Annotated in this window: 14 protein-coding genes; 5 read left to right on the top strand and 9 right to left on the bottom strand. The window is 56.8% G+C overall.

Annotation, left to right across the window (positions count from 1 at the left end):
* Window positions 1-77: 77 nt before the first annotated feature.
* From ACR3EJ_RS11225 to ACR3EJ_RS11205, 5 genes are all read right to left on the bottom strand, one after another.
* Window positions 78-785, bottom strand: coding sequence for a M50 family metallopeptidase (locus tag ACR3EJ_RS11225; RefSeq protein ID WP_170540494.1), 708 nt, complete (start codon window positions 783-785; stop codon window positions 78-80).
* Complete coding sequence (gene prfB / locus ACR3EJ_RS11220) at window positions 786-1,913, bottom strand: peptide chain release factor 2 (RefSeq protein ID WP_170540497.1); 1,128 nt, start codon at window positions 1,911-1,913, stop codon at window positions 786-788.
* Window positions 1,914-2,001: 88 nt separating this feature from the next.
* Window positions 2,002-4,488, bottom strand: a complete 2,487-nt coding sequence (locus tag ACR3EJ_RS11215) for a penicillin-binding protein 1A (RefSeq protein WP_170540500.1) — start codon at window positions 4,486-4,488, stop codon at window positions 2,002-2,004.
* Between the two features lie 95 nt (window positions 4,489-4,583).
* Window positions 4,584-5,804, bottom strand: coding sequence for an N-acetylmuramoyl-L-alanine amidase (locus ACR3EJ_RS11210; protein WP_170540503.1), 1,221 nt, complete (start codon window positions 5,802-5,804; stop codon window positions 4,584-4,586).
* Between the two features lie 66 nt (window positions 5,805-5,870).
* Entirely contained in the window at window positions 5,871-7,034 is a 1,164-nt protein-coding gene (locus tag ACR3EJ_RS11205) for a pyridoxal phosphate-dependent aminotransferase (protein WP_170540505.1), read from the bottom strand.
* On the opposite strand from ACR3EJ_RS11205, the gene ACR3EJ_RS11200 reads away from it, so the two are divergent.
* From ACR3EJ_RS11200 to ACR3EJ_RS11185, 4 genes are all read left to right on the top strand, one after another.
* Window positions 7,033-8,418 (top strand): M48 family metalloprotease, encoded by a 1,386-nt coding sequence (locus ACR3EJ_RS11200; protein WP_170540508.1) that lies wholly within the window; start codon window positions 7,033-7,035, stop codon window positions 8,416-8,418. The genes ACR3EJ_RS11205 and ACR3EJ_RS11200 overlap by 2 nt on opposite strands.
* Window positions 8,415-9,173 carry a DsbA family protein gene (locus ACR3EJ_RS11195; RefSeq protein WP_170703166.1) on the top strand — a complete coding sequence of 253 codons (759 nt, stop codon included), beginning with the start codon at window positions 8,415-8,417 and terminating at the stop codon, window positions 9,171-9,173. Before ACR3EJ_RS11200 ends, ACR3EJ_RS11195 begins: the two co-directional genes overlap by 4 nt.
* Window positions 9,174-9,405: 232 nt before the next feature.
* Window positions 9,406-10,014: a CHAP domain-containing protein gene (locus tag ACR3EJ_RS11190; RefSeq protein ID WP_170472179.1), complete on the top strand. Its 609-nt coding sequence runs from the start codon at window positions 9,406-9,408 to the stop codon at window positions 10,012-10,014.
* 174 nt (window positions 10,015-10,188) lie between these two features.
* Entirely contained in the window at window positions 10,189-10,713 is a 525-nt protein-coding gene (locus ACR3EJ_RS11185; RefSeq protein ID WP_480422939.1) for a Rieske (2Fe-2S) protein, read from the top strand.
* A 13-nt stretch (window positions 10,714-10,726) separates the two neighbouring features.
* Here ACR3EJ_RS11185 and ispG read toward each other — a convergent pair whose 3' ends face one another.
* From ispG to hemA, 3 genes are all read right to left on the bottom strand, one after another.
* Window positions 10,727-11,848: a flavodoxin-dependent (E)-4-hydroxy-3-methylbut-2-enyl-diphosphate synthase gene (gene ispG / locus ACR3EJ_RS11180; protein WP_170540517.1), complete on the bottom strand. Its 1,122-nt coding sequence runs from the start codon at window positions 11,846-11,848 to the stop codon at window positions 10,727-10,729.
* Window positions 11,849-11,918: 70 nt separating this feature from the next.
* Window positions 11,919-13,136 carry a helix-turn-helix domain-containing protein gene (locus tag ACR3EJ_RS11175; RefSeq protein ID WP_170540520.1) on the bottom strand — a complete coding sequence of 406 codons (1,218 nt, stop codon included), beginning with the start codon at window positions 13,134-13,136 and terminating at the stop codon, window positions 11,919-11,921.
* A gap of 130 nt (window positions 13,137-13,266) precedes the next feature.
* The gene (hemA, locus tag ACR3EJ_RS11170; RefSeq protein WP_170472185.1) at window positions 13,267-14,490 is read right to left on the bottom strand and encodes a 5-aminolevulinate synthase; all 1,224 of its coding nucleotides are present in this window, start codon (window positions 14,488-14,490) and stop codon (window positions 13,267-13,269) included.
* A gap of 302 nt (window positions 14,491-14,792) precedes the next feature.
* On the opposite strand from hemA, the gene ACR3EJ_RS11165 reads away from it, so the two are divergent.
* Window positions 14,793-16,181, top strand: coding sequence for a dipeptidase (locus ACR3EJ_RS11165; RefSeq protein WP_170540523.1), 1,389 nt, complete (start codon window positions 14,793-14,795; stop codon window positions 16,179-16,181).
* A 135-nt stretch (window positions 16,182-16,316) separates the two neighbouring features.
* Here ACR3EJ_RS11165 and lpdA read toward each other — a convergent pair whose 3' ends face one another.
* Entirely contained in the window at window positions 16,317-17,711 is a 1,395-nt protein-coding gene (lpdA, locus tag ACR3EJ_RS11160; RefSeq protein WP_170540526.1) for a dihydrolipoyl dehydrogenase, read from the bottom strand.
* Between the last annotated feature and the right edge of the window lie 51 nt (window positions 17,712-17,762).

Here is a 17,762-nt window from a genome sequence, read left to right as displayed (position 1 = left end):
TCAGCCTAACGACGTGGTCGGACCATTTAAAGCCACTGTTTAGATGTATCTTTTTTGGATGTGAGCAAAGGTTATGCTTACCTGATACTGACGTCGATCCGGACATTGCTATCGCGGCCAAGCATGTTCCTCAGGCCAAAGATGATCATGACTAGGCTGATTGTCAGCCACAGCCCACCCCACATCATTGTCCTTCCACCGAACTCGTCGGCCAGCATGTACGCGTCTGAACTCAAGCCCGAGCGCCGGATGGTGTCATCGAAGATATCAAAGGGCACGTAGATCATGCTGGTCAATCCAATGACTCGCAAAATCAGATCGCACAGATTGCGGCTCAGGTACCAGGCGATCGCCACCATCACCACGCCGCTGCACGCACAGAACGCCATGGCAAACGGGTCACGGATATACAGCAGAGTGACCACCAGCATGACGCCACCAAAGAGACCAAGCGCCATCCGATCTGCATTCGTGCGTAGGGCGATCATCAGCAGCCCCATCCCAAGCATCAATGAGCCCAGATATCCGGCTGAAAGGCTGATAAACCGGTTGCCGCCTCGGCCGACCACCAGACCACCCTGTTGCGGTGAGATCGAAAAGCTTTCGACCGATCCTCCGGTCAGAACGATAGCAAGGGCGTGCGAAAGCTCATGCAGAAAAACAACCAGGATTTTCAATGGAAGCACCAGCATCGTGTTCCAGAACACAAACACCAACGCGACAATGATGATCAATTGCCAGTGGCCTTTGATCAGGTTTGCAGCAGAGGTCAGGTGCTTTCGCAACTAGCCTTCGCCTTGCGCCTCGGACCGGCTTTTACCCGAGACATTCAGCGCCAGCGTCGCAGCCATGAACTCATCAAGATCGCCGTCCAGTACGCCCTTGGTATCCGAGGTTTCATGGTTGGTTCGCAGATCTTTGACCATCTGATAGGGCTGCAGCACGTAGGACCGGATTTGGTTACCCCAACCCGCATCACCTTTGGCCTCATGCGCTGCGTTAATGTCAGCATTCCGGCGATCCAGCTCTTGCTGATACAGCCGCGATTTCAGTGCCTTCATCGCAATATCGCGGTTCTGGTGCTGCGATTTCTCCGAACTCGTCACAACAATCCCAGTCGGGATGTGCGTGATACGTACTGCCGAATCTGTGGTGTTCACGTGCTGACCACCTGCGCCCGAGGACCGGTATGTATCGATGCGGATGTCCGAAGGATTGACCTCAATCTCGATATTGTCGTCCACCACCGGATAAACCCAGACCGAACTGAACGAGGTATGCCGTTTGGCTGCCGAGTCGAAAGGCGAAATGCGCACCAGCCGGTGCACGCCGCTTTCCGATTTCAACCAGCCATAGGCGTTGTGACCGGTGATCTTGTAAGCTGCAGATTTGATCCCCGCCTCTTCCCCCGCCGTCTCGGATTGTAGCTCGACCGTATAACCCTTTTTCTCGGCCCAACGCACGTACATCCGCGCCAGCATCGAAGCCCAGTCACAGCTTTCCGTACCTCCGGCGCCCGAATTGATCTCAAGAAACGTATCATTACCGTCGGCTTCACCATCCAGCAGCGCCTCAAGCTCTTTCTTGGCGGCTTTGGTCTGCAGGCTTTTGATGGCGTTCTCAGCGTCGGTGACAACCTCTTCGTCCCCTTCCATCTCGCCCAATTCGATCAGTTCGATATTATCGCTGAGATCGGTTTTGATGGATTCGTAGGTCTCGATTGCGTCGACCAGCATCTGACGCTCGCGCATCAGTTTTTGCGCGTTTTCAGGATTGTCCCACAGGTTCGGATCTTCAACACGCGCGTTGAATTCCTCTAGCCTGTGCGGAGCGGTTTCATAGTCCATACGCTGCGCCAGCAGCTCCAGCGACTTTTCGATTTCCGCCACGATATTCTGGGTTTCGGCGCGCATGGTCAGGTCCCAACTTGCTCAATCAGGGTTGCGTGATAGCAAGAGGTGCAAGTCACCACAAGACGACTAAGCGGTGAAACTTGGGCGGTCAGTAAAGCCCACCGCCCTGCAGTTCACCTTGGCTAGCATTGGGGCCGACCGTGATCGTATCACCCGTCGAGGTGGTTACCTGACGGCCCGAGCTGGCCTCTTCAAACAACGGCAAATCCGAGCCCATAGCAAAACCACCATCATAGATGCGGTCGATGAAGCCGTCGACGCCATCACGGAAATACTCGGCGACCACGTATTCTCCGCTGGCATCTTCAGGTAGGCGCGCGCCGCTGAACCGGTCGATCTTGATAAAGTGACCGCCAGGAGGCACTTCGAAGGGGCCTCCGCCGTATTTCTCGACGGCCTTTTCCATGAAGCTCTGGAACACAGGGCCACACAGCGTGCCGCCATAGGCCCCCCGGCCCATCGGGCGCGGGCGGTCATAACCGATGTAGCAACCAGCCACGATGTTTGAGGTGAAGCCGATAAACCACGCATCCTTGGATTCATTCGTTGTGCCGGTCTTGCCCGCCGTGGGCACGGGCAGGTTCACGACACGCGACGCGGTGCCGCGATCCACCACGCCTTTCATCATCGACGTCAGCTGATAGGCGGTGATGGCATCCATGACCTGACTGCGATCGGTCAGGATCGTGGGCGATTCATCGGGCTCAAGCCAGCTGGAGTTACAGTCCACACACTGGCGATCATCATGGCGATAGATGGTCTTGCCGAACCGGTCCTGAATACGGTCAACCAGAGTCGGCTCAACCCGCTCGCCGCCATTGGCGAACATCGCATAGGCAGCAACCATTTTATAAAGCGTGGTTTCTTCGGACCCCAGCGAGTTCGCAAGGAATGCGCCCATACGGTCATAAACGCCGAACCGTTCGGCATACCCCGCAACAACGGGCATGGTGACCTCTTGCGCCAAGCGGATGGTCATCAAGTTCCGCGACATCTCGATCCCGGTGCGCAACGGCGTCGGACCATAGAACTTGTTGGTCGAGTTCTTGGGACGCCAAAGGCCCTGCGGTGTATTCACCTCGATCGGCGCATCCACAACGATTGTGGCTGGGCTATATCCGCTGTCTAGCGCCGCTGCATAAACGAATGGCTTGAAGCTGGACCCAGGCTGCCGCTGCGCTTGCGTGGCGCGGTTGAACACCGTGTCCTGATAGGAAAACCCACCCTGCATCGCGAGAACACGGCCCGAATTCACGTCCATCGCGACAAAGCCGCCCTGCACTTCTGGCACCTGACGGGCAGACCACTGCCCATCTTCGCCGGCCACTACCAGAATGACATCGCCGCGTTTGAAATTGGCTGCGAAATCACCCTGCATCCACTTGATGTCTTCTCGCGGGACAATCCCATCTGCCGGGCCGTCTTCGATGCCAACGGTCAGGGATTGCTCGGCGACATTCAGAACAACGGCCGGATACCATTGCGTCGGCAGCACCACGTCGCGGGGGATTTCCATGATCGCGAGCGCCTCGCGCCATTGCGTTTCATCCGCTAGCTTTTCCTCGGCGATGACCTCGCCCGTGCCCCGCCAACGTCCACGAGAGCGGTCGTATTTCTGCAGCGCCGTGCGCAGGGCTTTCGCCGCTTCGACCTGCATTTCTTCATCAACCGACGCCCGGACGGTAAAGCCGCCAGTGAAGAACTCCCCTTCACCAAAATCCTCACTCAGCTGGCGGCGGATTTCGTCAGTGAAGTAATCACGGGGTGGCAATGCAGTACGGAAGCTTTCAAAGTCACCGTTTTGGACCGAGCGCAGGGGCATCTCGACCTCAGTCTCATAGGTCGCCTGATCAATATACCCGTTCTGCTGCATTTCGCGCAGCACATAGTTGCGGCGGTTGAGCAGGCGTTCTTTCTGACGGACCGGATGATAATCGGACGGCGCTTTGGGCATGGCGGCCAGCATCGCCGCTTCGTGTGGTGCCAGCTCTTGCAGGGTCTTGTTGAAATAGGTCTGCGCGGCGGCTGTCACGCCATAAGAGTTCTGGCCCAGAAATATCTCGTTCATATAGAGTTCGAGAATCTGTTCTTTGTCGAGCGTATCCTCAAGCCGGGTGGCGAGGATGATTTCCTTGATCTTGCGCTCGGCCCGGCGATCGCCGGACAGCAGGAAGTTCTTCATCACCTGCTGCGTGATCGTTGACGCACCACGTACGGTTTCGCCCTTGGTGCGCACAGCCTCGACCCCGGCAGCAATGATACCGCGCGGGTCATAGCCCTGATGGGTATAGAAATTCTTGTCTTCCGCAGAGATAAACGCCTGTTTCACCAGATCGGGGATTTCCTCGGACGGCGTGAACAGACGGCGTTCCTGTGCAAATTCGTCGATCAGCTGTCCTTCGCCCGAGTAAATCCGGCTGATGGTCGGCGGCTTGTATTGCGCCAATGATTCATGACTGGGCAGGTCGCGCCCATACATCCAGAACACCGCGCCAACGACCAGCGCGGCCATAAAAATACCCAAGGTCACGAGGCTGAAAATCGCCCCGAAAAACGAAAGAATGAACCGGATCACGTTACTGCCTTTTACTCGCGGTGACGCCTATATAGTGTCGCCCCCCCGCAGGGTCAAAACACGAAAGGCTACAATGGCCGTTTTGCGCCGCTACGTTATTGACCAATCAGCGATCGTTTCACCAAATCGTCCTGACGCCAGTTCTCAAGCCCCTGCACTAGCCCGCGCGCCATCGAGGCCCGCCAGTCGGGATCAGAGATGTTCTTGAAATCACGCGGGCTGGACAAGAACCCCAACTCGACCAACACAGATGGGATGTCTGCGGCCTTCAATACCGAGAATGACGCAGAACGCAGGGGTCTGCGATTCATCGGCCCACCCTGCTGCGCCATACCATCGACCAACGAGCGGGCCAGCGCTTTGCTGCGCGGTTTGGTCTCTTGCCGGGCCAAATCCAGCAGCACATCAGCAACCTGATCGTCGGCACCGCTCAGATCGATACCTGCGATCAAATCGCCTCGGTCATGCCGTTCGGCCAGCTTCTGGCTGGCAACATCCGAGGCCTCTTCTGACAGTGTGTAGACGACAGCCCCATGCGCCAACCCTTCGGAAAGCGAATCCGCATGCAGCGAGATGAACACGTCCGCCCCGGCCCTGTGCGCCAAAGCAATGCGCCGCTCTAGCGAGACAAACTGATCGTCGACGCGTGTCATCACCACTTCGTATCCGCCTGTACGCAGCAGCGCCTCGCGCAGTTCGCGTGCGAAGGTCAGCATCAGCGTTTTCTCATTGGTATCAGCGACTTCGGCACCCGGATCGATGCCCCCATGGCCGGGGTCCAACATGACAAGCAACACATGTTGATCAACGCGCCCAGGCATCGCCGGTGTCACCGCGGGTTCCGGAAGGTCCCACCCTGGCTGGCGCGGAGCACCCGCGCTGGCCGCGAAACTGTCAAAGTCAGTCCCTTTCAGATGCAACGACAAATGTGCAGCACCCGTCGCTTGATCAATCCGCAGATCGGCGGTTTCTACAGCCAAAGGAGCACCAAGCTCCAGCACTAGGCGCGACCAGCCGGGCACATAGGCTCCGTACTGAACACCACTGATACGGTCAGTTTGAAGGAAGGTCCCGCGGTCCAAACCAGACCAATCGACCTCCTGGAAATCCAGCACCATCCGGTAGGGATCACGCAATGTGAACACGCGGTATGGCACACCCTGGCTGAGGCCAAGGTCCAGCCGCACCCCGGTATTGCCCTCATCGACGATGCGGCTCTGCTCCGGAAGGGCGCGTGCAAGTGCGCTGAAGTCCTGCGCGATAGCAGCACCAGTCAGCGCCCAGATCAGGGCGAGTGCGAAGAAAATCCTGCTCATGGCCTCAAGTTTTCCCGAGATCGTTTGAGGCAGAGCCTATAGCAATCCCCTGCCTTTGTGAACGCTTTAGGCCGTTTGCGGGATCGCGCCTCGCTCGGCCATAAAACGCTGCAGCCGATCCAGCCCATCCTGAATGTCTTCGCTCGACCGCGCATAAGAAAAACGCAACGTCGTGTGCCCGCGCACCGGATCGAAATCCAGCCCCGGTGTCACGGCAACCCCGGCCTTGTCCAGAATCTCGGCCGCAAAGGCACGGCTATCCTGCGTCAAATCCGAGACATCTGCGTAGACATAAAACGCCCCATCCGGCGGTGCGATATTGGCAAACCCGGCCTTGGGCAACCCATCCAGCATCAACAGACGATTACGGCGGTAAACATCCAGATTGGCCTGCAGCTCATCTTCGCAATCCATCGCAGCCAATGCCGCCACCTGGCTCGCATGTGGCGCACAAATGAACATGTTCTGCGCAATTCGCTCGACCACGCGCACCTGATCTTCGGGCACAACCATCCAGCCAACACGCCAGCCCGTCATCGAGAAATACTTGGAGAACGAGTTGATCACATAGCACTCATCCGTCAGCTCCAACGCAGTGACGGCTTTGGCTTCGTATTCCAGCCCGTGATAAATCTCGTCACTGATGAACGACGCGCCCTTCCCCTGCGCGGCTTCGATCAGTGCCTGCATCGCGGCATGGTCCAACATCGTTCCTGTGGGGTTCGCAGGTGAAGCAACCATCAATCCCTGCAGATCGAGCCCCGCGAAATCGGCGGGCACTGGTTGCAGCCGGTTTTCAGGCGCAGTCGGCAGATCAACCGGAACCAACCCCAGCGCCTTGAGGATTTGCCGATAAGACGGATACCCCGGTGCCCCGATCCCTACCCGATCACCGCTGTCGAAAAGCGCCGTGAAGGTCAGCAGGAACCCGCCGGACGACCCCGGTGTGATCACCACCCGTTCGGGGTTAAGATCAACATTATACCACTCGCCATACAACCGCGCGATCCGCTGCCTGAGCGCGGGCAAACCCAAAGCCACCGTATACCCCAGCGGCCCCTGTTCCATGGCCCTCGCCAGCGCTTCGGTCGCCCCTTTAGGTGCCCCGGTTCCCGGTTGGCCTACCTCCATATGAATGACATGCCGCCCGGCCTCTTCTGCCTTGCGTGCGGCCTCCATCACATCCATCACGATGAAGGGATCGACCCCGGAACGGGTTGAGTTTCTCATGGCCATCTCCCATGTTGCAGCCATGGCTTTTGAACGCTTATCCCGGCTGGCGTCAATCCCGGCTGTGTTGCTGATCGCAGTGACGTGGTTGGTCAGTGTCGTTCAGGCCAACGCGCAAAGCCTGATCCGCGATCCCGATATAGAACACGGCCTACGAGAACTTGCCTTTCCGATCTTGCGCGCGGCTGGCCTGAACACCAACCGGGTTAGGGTACTGGTGGTAAATGACAGCGTATTCAATGCTTTTGTTATAGACTACAACACCATCTACCTGAATTACGGTCTTATCCTGACCGTCGAAACCCCCGAGATGTTGCAGGCGGTGATCGCGCATGAGGCCGCCCATATCGCCAACGGTCACCTTGCACGCCGTTCGGAAAACCTGCGGGCGGCACAGCGCAACGCGCAGCTAGGCACGCTGCTGGCGCTTGCGGCCGCAGCAGCGGGCGGCGGAGAGGCTGCGGCAGGCATTGCTGTGGGCACTCAGGCTTCGGCATTGCGCAGTTTCTTGGGGCATACACGCGCCGAAGAAGCCTCGGCCGATCGCAGTGCTGCCAGCTATCTGCGTTGGGCTGGGATCTCACCGCGCGGGATGGTTGATTTGCACCGCAAGTTTGCCGGGCAGGAACTGCTGAGCGAAATCAGGCAGGACCCGTATATGCGCTCGCACCCAACTAGCCGAGAGCGCCTTCGCGCGGCTGAGACGTTTCTGGATCAGTATGGTGACAAAGCTAAAAAGAACCCAAACGCAGATTACTGGTTTGCCCGCGTAAAAGGAAAACTGTCAGCCTTCTTGCGATCCCCGACCTGGACTCTACGCCGTGCAGCCGAGGAAACCGACCGCGACATCCGTCTGATGCGTGAAGCATCGGCCTACCACCAGAACCGAGACCTGTCCCGCGCCCGCGCCGCGATTGACGGAGCGTTGGCAATCCGCCCCGATGATCCGTTTTTCTATGAACTGAAAGGTCAGATTCTGCTGGAGAACAGACGCCTGAGCGAGGCTGTTGCAGCCTATGGTGCCGCAGTCGATATGGCACCGAACAATTCTCTGATTCTGGCGGGATATGGGCGCGCTCTGCTGGCGGATGGCCAAACCAAGAAAGCCCTGCAAGTTCTTGAAAAAGCAAGGGCAAGAGATTACCGAAACGCCCGATTGATGCGTGATCTTGGCTTAGCCTATTCGCAGGTGGGCAACAATGGAATGGCGTCTGCTGTGACCGCAGAGCGATATGCGCTGCAGGGTCGTCTTGCTGATGCAGGCATCCATGCTAAACGCGCGGTTGCACAACTCCCCGAAGGGTCTCCGGGTTGGCAAAGGGCGCAGGATGTGCTGATTGCCTCGGAGCGCCTGAAAAAGAACAAAAGAAGGAAACGGAAATGATCCTGAGACATGCTGCACCGGCCCTATTGGCTCTTTCCCTGATCACCAGCCCCGCGCAGGCGCTTGACCTGAACGCCATGAGCGACGCAGAGAGAGCCGAGTTTGGCGCGCAGGTGCGCGAATATCTGCTGGCAAATCCGGAGGTGATCATCGAGGCGATCAACATCCTTGAAGAGCGCAACGCCGCAGCCGAGGCGAATGCCGACAAAGAACTCGTCGCTGCCAATGCGGAAGACCTGTTCAACGATGGGTATAGCTGGGTGGGCGGCAACCCAGACGGCGACATAACTCTGGTTGAGTTCATGGACTATCGCTGCGGCTATTGCCGGCGCGCCATGCCCGAAGTGGCGACCCTGCTGGCCCAGGACGGCAATATCCGTCTGGTTATTAAGGAATTGCCAATTTTGGGCGATGCCTCGGTCGTGTCATCCCGCTTTGCCATCGCGACCAAACAGGTGGCGGGAGATGATGCATACAAACAGGTTCATGATGCCCTCCTGGCCTTTAGCGGTGAGCCGTCCGAAGTCACCCTGCGCCGCATCTCTGACGGGCTGGGACTGGACAGCGACGCGATCATCGCGGCGATGGACAGTGAAGAAGTCACCGAGGAGATCGCCAAAACCCGCGCGCTGGCACAAAAACTAAGAATCTCTGGAACGCCTTCATTTGTTCTGGGCACTGAAATGCTGCGCGGTTACCTACCCGCAGATCAGATGCTGCAGATTGCGAACGGAGTTCGAGCAGAACAAGGTTAAGAGCAGAGGTTGGAATGATCGCCCGACGTTCACTTTGCCAATGGGTTCAACTCACCTTTGGCCCAACAGCCATCTACATTGGATATTGAGCCTTTTGTGAGCCTTCTCTTCAAACCTATCAATTGAATTGAAGCGATTGAGTGGGCTTTCCTGAGCATGCATTGGACCACCTTGGAACTAGGGAACCGGCAATATTTTGCCGGGACCTTTTTGGGCTCTTTTCACAAGCTGCATGATCACCTTAAAACTCTGTAACCACTCAAACCGGCATCAAAGATTCTTGCAAATCAGCAACCGCAAAACAAATACGATTTGGCCGCGCCTGCCAGTCACCGCCCGCGCTGTGATTGCGATGGGCCTTATCGGTTTTGTCTCGGCCTGCGCTCAGAATCCAAACGATAGTGATCTTGATCCGGAGCGACAGGCAATGGCGCTGCAAGAGGTTTCGAAAAAGCATGCCCGCGGGCAAAGAGTGTGGTGCGTACCCTACGCCCGAAACCTCAGCGGCATCCAGATCCGCGGTAATGCCAAGGACTGGTGGGGCAAGGCTGGCAATATCTTTGACCGGGGCAATGAGCCAGAGGTTGGTGCTGTGATGTCGTTTCGTGCAACCCGCGGAATGCCTCTGGGTCATGTCGCCGTCGTCTCCGATATCGTCACCAACCGAGAAGTCATCATCAACCATGCAAACTGGCACCGCAACAAAGTGTCGTTGAAAATGGGCGTCATGGACGTATCCAAAAACAATGATTGGACGCTGGTGCGGGTGGAAACCAATCCGGGTCGGTACGGCAGTTCATACCCGGTGAACGGTTTCATATATCCGAAGTTTGCAGAGTAACCCTCTTCGCTATTCCCTTCAGAGACGGATGGATAGATTAATATGCACTTCCCAGTGGAAAGGCGTTTCGATTAGCGTTCAATCAAAGCATGATTTACTAAACTGGTTTTGCTCAAGTCTGTTGTGATGAAAAAAGGCGTTATTCTTTATTATTTGACGGGAGGTTGGGCGCTGTTGACAGTTGCTATTGGCGCGCACTTTCTGATGTCCAGCATGGAACCAACGGCTGACGTAAAATCCAGCTATCAGGCCAGACTGCACACAATTCCGATAGTAAGCTGGGCACCCGGTGAAATAAAACGCCTGGTTATTCGTGGAAAGCCCGTGGTCATTTGGCGCCGCAGCCCTACGGAAATGGCTACAGCGATGTCGCAGGCCGACGCGTCCATCCCTTTGAAGGATTGGGCTGAGGTGCTAAACGACGGATCGCTTGCGAATGCGTTGGGTCCCGAGGAATTTGCCCGCGTGGAATGGTTGATCGTCAGCCCCATAAGCCCTGCAGGTTTGGGATGTATCGTTCTGGCACAGGCTGGTGACTATCACGGTTTCTTCGATCCGTGCCGCGGAGTGCATTTTGATATGTGGGGCCGCCCACAAAAAGGCCCGAGTCACGAGAGGCTGATTACGCAACTGGCATACTTGACCGAAGATCAGCAGGCCCTAGTCCTTGATACCTCTCAATTTCCACTGCCAAAGTAAACGCTAAAAGGCTCTACTCCGCCGCCTCGGCTGCAGCGTCCAACTCTGCCGCCTTCTTTTCGACCTGTTCCACGATGTGATCGATCATCTGATCGTTTGACATCTTGTGGCTGGCTTTTCCCGCCAAATAGACCATGCCAGACCCTGCCCCGCCGCCGGTAAAGCCGACATCGGTCATTAGGGCTTCGCCCGGCCCATTCACCACGCAGCCAATTATCGACAGACTCATTGGAGTCTTGATGTGTTCCAGTCGATGTTCTAACGCCTCAACTGTTTTGATCACATCAAAGCCCTGACGCGCGCAGGAAGGGCATGAGATGATGTTCACACCGCGATGGCGCAGGCCCAAAGATTTCAGGATCTCAAAGCCCACCTTCACCTCCTCCACCGGATCGGCGGACAGGCTGACCCGGATCGTGTCGCCAATGCCCATCCACAGCAGATTGCCCAGGCCGATGGCAGACTTTATCGTGCCCGATACCAACCCGCCAGCCTCGGTGATGCCCAGATGAATCGGTGCGTCCGTGGCTTCGGCGATGCCTTGATAGGCGGCTGCCGATAGAAAGACGTCACTGGCCTTCACGCTGATCTTGAAATTGTGAAAGTCGTTGTCTTCGAGGATACGGATGTGTTCCAGCCCGCTTTCAACCATCGCCTCGGGGCATGGTTCGGCATATTTCTCAAGCAGGTGTTTTTCCAGACTACCCGCATTCACCCCGATCCGTATCGAGCAATTGTGGTCACGCGCGGCCTTGATGACCTCTTTCACCCGCTTTTCATCACCGATGTTGCCGGGATTGATCCGCAAACAAGCGGCACCCGCCTCGGCGGCTTCGATACCACGTTTGTAGTGAAAGTGAATGTCAGCCACGATTGGAACCGTGCTTTCGCGCACGATTTCTTTCAGCGCTTTGGCCGAGGCCTCGTCCGGGACCGACACCCGAACAATATCCGCGCCAGCCTCTGCTGCCGCCTGAACCTGCGCGACAGTCGCTGCCACATCTGTCGTCAGCGTGTTGGTCATGGTTTGCACAGCAATCGGCGCATCTCCACCAACAGGCACATTGCCCACCATGATCTGGCGAGATTTGCGGCGATAGATGTCGCGCCAGGGACGCACGTGATTAAGGGACATGAGGGAGGGTCCAGATCAGCCTGAGTTGCCCCTTAGATAGTTCGCCAACCCAAGGGGAGCAATGGCTAGATCACTCAGCAGGCGCTTCTGCTGGCTTAGTCTGCAATTCCGCGACCAGTTGCTTGAGCGCGCTGTTCTGTTCGGCCTCAAGATCTGCAACTGCGAATTTTTCGGAAACTGCATCTTTCGAGAGCACAACGCCCTTGGTCACCGTGCCGGGTGCGCCAACCGGACCAAAATGTTCACCATTCATCGAGAAATATACGGATCCTGATGCGCCAGCTCGCAATAGCGGAGCCTCTTCGGTCAGGGGTACTTCGAACGTGCTGCCTTGTTCGACGGTACCCAGTGTACCTTCGAAAATGACACTGCCATCAGCGGCCGTTACGCGCATCCACGATGGGTTAACGGCTACGATCTTCAGCGTCGTATCCAGTTGCTCAACCACCTGCGGTAACGCCGGACGCTCGACCGTATGAACTTCAGTCACCTGAATCTGCGGTAGCTCAGGAGCGCGGAAAGTGCCGACTGTACGCGGATCAAGCGTTGAAATCGGGGCATCGCGGGCAACCAGCACCGGTACATCCAGCGCTTGCGGGCGATACAAACGATCCAGCGCTTCTGTGCTTGGTGCATCGACGCTGGCCAATTCGGCCTCCTCGTCCGCCCGCACCTGCGCAGCGTCCAGCGGATCAAGATCAGTCAGTACAACCGGCGCTTGCTCGACCGGGCTGACCTGTACCTGCTGAATTCGGTTCAGAACCGACCAGCCGCCATAGCCAATTCCGCCAATTACGGCCAACAGCACAAGTGTCGAGCCGATGGCCCGCGGTTCGATCTGGCTGACCACGGATTCGCGACCGGGAATATAGGGCGTGTTCGGCGAGACGAAGGGATCACGCCCCATCGACCCGCGAGCGGGCAAACCACCTTGGGCTTTCTTGACTACCGATGCCTCGGCCGACATGCCGTGTGCAACTTCGAATCCGCTCTCCTGACAGAAGCTTGCGAAAGTCTCATCGGGGTTCATCCCCAGATAGCGGGCATAGGAACGCACATACCCAGCGATGAAGCCGGGTGTGTCAAAAGCATCGGGATCAGCATTTTCGATGGCGGCTATGTAGTTGGCTTTGATCCGAAGTTCGCGCTGCACATCCAAAAGAGATTTGCCCATCGTCGCGCGTTCACCGCGCATAACATCGCCAAGTCGTACCTCATAGTCGTCAAAGCCCTTTGGCCTGACGTCCATGTCTTCTTCGGAATCGCGCTGTGATCTGCGCCCAATCATTCCTGCTGCCCCATCTTTGCCTGTCGCGTGTTGCACGCTAGCGGCGAATCGCCCCTACAACGATTCGTCTAATTCTTTTGTTAGCGTAAGCGTAACACGCAGCAAACTCGTTGCACACTTTAGTGTGACATTACCCGGCAAGTTCGGCGCGATTTAGCGCACAATGTGACCAAAGTTCGTCCATCGCCTGCACCAGACGGTTCATTTCGTCAGGCCCATGCACCGGAGAGGGGGTAAAGCGCAAGCGTTCGGTGCCGCGCGGAACGGTCGGGAAATTGATTGGCTGAACGTAGATTCCATAGTCATCCAGCAACCGGTCGCTGAGGATCTTCGTATGCACGGGATTACCGACGATCACCGGCACGATATGACTGCCATGATCTATCAGCGGCAAGCCCAGCCCTTTGAGCCGCAGCTTGAGAATGCTGGCCTGGGTTTGGTGCTGCTCACGCAATTCCGGTGCGCGCTTGAGATAGGCAACTGAAGCCGCCGCCCCTGCAGCGACCGCAGGTGGCAGGGACGTGGTAAAAATAAAACCGGGCGCGTAAGAGCGGATGGCATCACACATCTTCTCGCTTGCGGCAATGTAGCCCCCCATAACGCCATAGGCCTTGGCCAGCGTTCCATTGATGATGTCGATGCGATGAGCAAGGCGATCCCGCTCAGTCACGCCACCACCACGGGCGCCGTACATACCGACTGCGTGAACTTCATCGATATAGGTCAAAGCTCCGAATTCATCAGCCAGATCACAAATCTGTTCAATCGGACCAAAATCACCATCCATCGAGTAGACTGATTCAAAGGCGATCAGCTTGGGGGCTGCCGGGTCATCGGCCTCGAGCAATTCGCGCAGATGTGCGACATCATTGTGACGGAATATACGCTTGGCCCCACCATTACGGCGCACGCCTTCGATCATTGAGGCGTGGTTCAGCTCGTCTGAATAGATGATCAAGCCAGGAAATAGCTTGGGCAACGTGCTCAGGGTCGCATCATTTGCAATGTAAGCGCTGGTGAACAATAGCGCGGCTTCCTTGCCATGCAGATCGGCCAACTCAGCTTCGAGACGTTTATGATAGACAGTCGTCCCTGATATATTGCGTGTTCCGCCTGAACCCGCACCGGTCGCATCTACCGCCTCATGCATCGCGTCCAGCACCACGGGGTTTTGCCCCATGCCCAGATAATCGTTGCCGCACCACACGGTGATGTTCTGCTGTGATCCGTCCGGGCAAGTCCGCACGGCGTGCGGGAATTGACCCTTACGGCGTTCGATATCAATAAAGGTCCGATAACGTCCTTCGTCATGCAGCCTGGCAATCGCAGTATCGAGCTGAGCAGTATAGTCCAACGGACCCTCCTTGGATGCCCGGGTTTATCATAACCCCGGGCGATATTTTTTGCCACATCACAGACGGGCTGAATATATGGCTTCGCGTTCCCCTGTCCGACCTGCCTACAGCCGAACCGTTGAACCCAACTTTGATTTGCATCAAATACCTACTAAGCGGCTATCCGACAAGTAAAGTTACGGCAACCAGACGCGAGGAAACGACGCAGGCAGATTCACCGATTCTTAAGGCAAAACGGGCTGGACGGCCCCGTTTGCGCTGCTAGGCTCTGCGCCAAGTCCAGACCTTTCAGGAGAGACCCATGTCGCTTGACGCTGTACTGAGCCGGATCGATACCGATCTGACAACCTCTATCGATCGCCTGATGGAGTTCCTGCGAATCCCCTCTATTTCCACTGATCCAGCGTTCAAGGAGAACGTCGACAAAGCCGCAGACTGGTTGGTCGATGATTTGAAAAGCATCGGCATCAACGCTGAAAAGCGAGAAACCCCGGGCCATCCTATGGTTGTTGGTCATGTCGGCGAAGGCAACGAAGGCCCTCATGTTCTGTTCTATGGCCATTATGACGTACAACCGGTTGACCCGCTGGAACTGTGGAACCGCGACCCCTTCGATCCAGCATTGGAAGACACCGCACATGGTCAAGTGATCCGCGGTCGTGGGTCTTCCGATGACAAGGGTCAATTGATGACCTTTGTAGAAGCTTGCCGCGCCTGGAAAGCGGTTCACGGCTCCCTGCCCTGCCGCATTACCTTTTTCTTTGAGGGCGAGGAAGAATCCGGATCGCCATCTCTGGTGCCGTTCCTCGAAGAGAACAAAGCCGAGCTTCAAGCCGATCTGGCTTTGGTCTGTGACACCTCGATGGTCTCGCGAGGTGTCCCGTCAATCGCGTCGCAATTGCGCGGCATGCTTAAGGATGAATTCACCATCATCGGCCCCCGCATCGACCTGCATTCAGGCCATTATGGCGGACCCGGCCTGAACCCGCTGCGAGAGCTATCGCGCATCGTTGCCTCATTCTACGACGAAGACACCGGTCGCGTAGCGGTCGACGGCTTCTACGAAGGCGTGCACGAAGTCCCAGCGGAGCAACTGCGCCAATGGCAGAATTGTGGTTTCGACGAAGCGGAATACCTGAACTCTGTTGGCTACTCCGAACCACACGGCGAAAAGGGGTATTCGACGCTCGAACAACAATGGGCGCGGCCGACGCTGGAAGTGAACGGCTTGTGGGGAGGCTACAACGGCGCTGGCTCCAAAACCGTGATCCCGTCCGAGGCGCATTGCAAGATTACCTGCCGTCTGGTTGGCGATATGGATCCAGATGCGTTGCGCAATCGAATCCGCAAACATGTCGAAGATCGCTTGTCATCGGATGCCAAAGTAGTATGGGATAACGACCTTGAGGGCTCGCCCGCCTCGGTCATGAACCTCAATCGCCCCGAATTCGAAGCCGCGCGCGGCGCGCTTTCGGATGAATGGGACCGCGAGGCCGTCTTCACTGGCATGGGCGGCTCGATCCCTGTCGTTGGTTATTTCAATTCGGTGTTGGGCTTGGATTCCATGCTGGTCGGCTATGCTAATGACGACGACGCCATTCACTCACCGAACGAGAAATACGACGTCAAAAGTTTCCACAAGGGCATCCGCTCGTGGGCGCGCATTCTGGACGCTTTGACCAGGAAATAAGCATGGTATTTTGCGAGGCTCAGCCTCGCGCTCCGGGATATTTCCAGCCAGATGAAGTACGGATACCCTGCTTCATCTGGCGATAACTATCTCGGAGAGTCGCGGCATACCTCGACGGGGGCTGAGCCCCCATCCTTACATGTGGATCACGCGTCCATAGGCATCCAGCACGCTTTCATGCATCATTTCCGACAGCGTTGGGTGCGGGAAGACAGTGTTCATCAGATCTTCTTCGGTGGTCTCCAACTGGCGGCCCACCACATAGCCCTGGATCAACTCGGTCACTTCAGCACCAATCATGTGCGCGCCCAGCAGTTCACCGGTTTTGGCATCAAACACGGTTTTGATCAGCCCTTCAGGCTCACCCAGTGCGATGGCCTTGCCATTGCCAATGAACGGGAACCGGCCGACCTTAATGTCGTACCCCAACTCTTTGGCCTTGGCTTCGCTGTATCCGACCGAGGCGACTTGAGGCTGACAATAGGTACAGCCAGCGATGCTTTCGGGTTTGACCGGATGTGCGTGCTTACCAGCAATAAGCTCAGCGACCATAACGCCTTCGTGGCTCGCCTTGTGCGCAAGCCACGGCGCGCCAGCGATATCGCCAATCGCATAAAGTCCTTCAACCCCGGTACGGCAGAATTCATCCGTCACAACATGGGTGCGGTCAATCTTTACGCCCAGAGCCTCAAGCCCGAGGTTCTCAACATTGCCGACAATACCGACCGCCGAAATCACAGTGTCAAAGTCGTGCTTCTCGACCTTACCTTTCACCTCGATATGCGCGGTTACTTTGCCCTTGGCGCGGTCCAGTTGCTTGACCATTGCTTTTTCCATGATGGTCATGCCTTGCTTGGTGAAGGCCTTTTTTGCAAACGCGCTGATCTCAGCATCTTCGACCGGCAGAACGCGATCCATGACTTCGACAACAGTCGTGTCTGCTCCCAGCGTGTTGTAGAAACTGGCGAATTCGATTCCGATCGCGCCCGAACCGATAACGAGCAATTTCTTGGGCATCCGCGGCGGCTGCAGCGCGTGTTTGTAGGTCCAGACCAGATCGCCATCAGCCTCGAGCCCCGGCAGTTCACGCGCACGGGCGCCAGTGGCCAGAACGATGTTCTTCGCTGTCAGCTCCTCGGTGCCTTTGTCAGTTTTCACGCTGACCTTGCCTTTGGCCGGAATAGTCGCCTCTCCCATCACAACGGCCACTTTGTTTTTCTTCAACAGGTGACCGATGCCGCCGGAAAGCTGCGCCGCAACCCCGCGCGAGCGTTTGACCACGGCGTCCAGATCGTAACCGACCTTGTCAGCTTTCAGGCCAAAATCCTTGGCACGCTCCATCAGATGGAACACTTCCGATGACCGCAACAGCGCCTTTGTGGGGATACAGCCCCAGTTCAGGCAGATGCCGCCCAAATGCTCGCGTTCAACGACAGCGGTCTTAAGGCCCAATTGTGCCGCGCGAATAGCGGCCACATAGCCACCGGGGCCAGCCCCGATTACGATCAGATCATAGGATTGTGCAGCCATGTTTCCCTCTCGGCACAGATCGGTTTAAAAACTAGTTTACCGTTAAACTAT

The sequence above is a fragment of the Ruegeria sp. AB11 genome (genome assembly GCF_056536325.1).
This window is presented reverse-complemented; position numbering and strand designations above follow the sequence as displayed.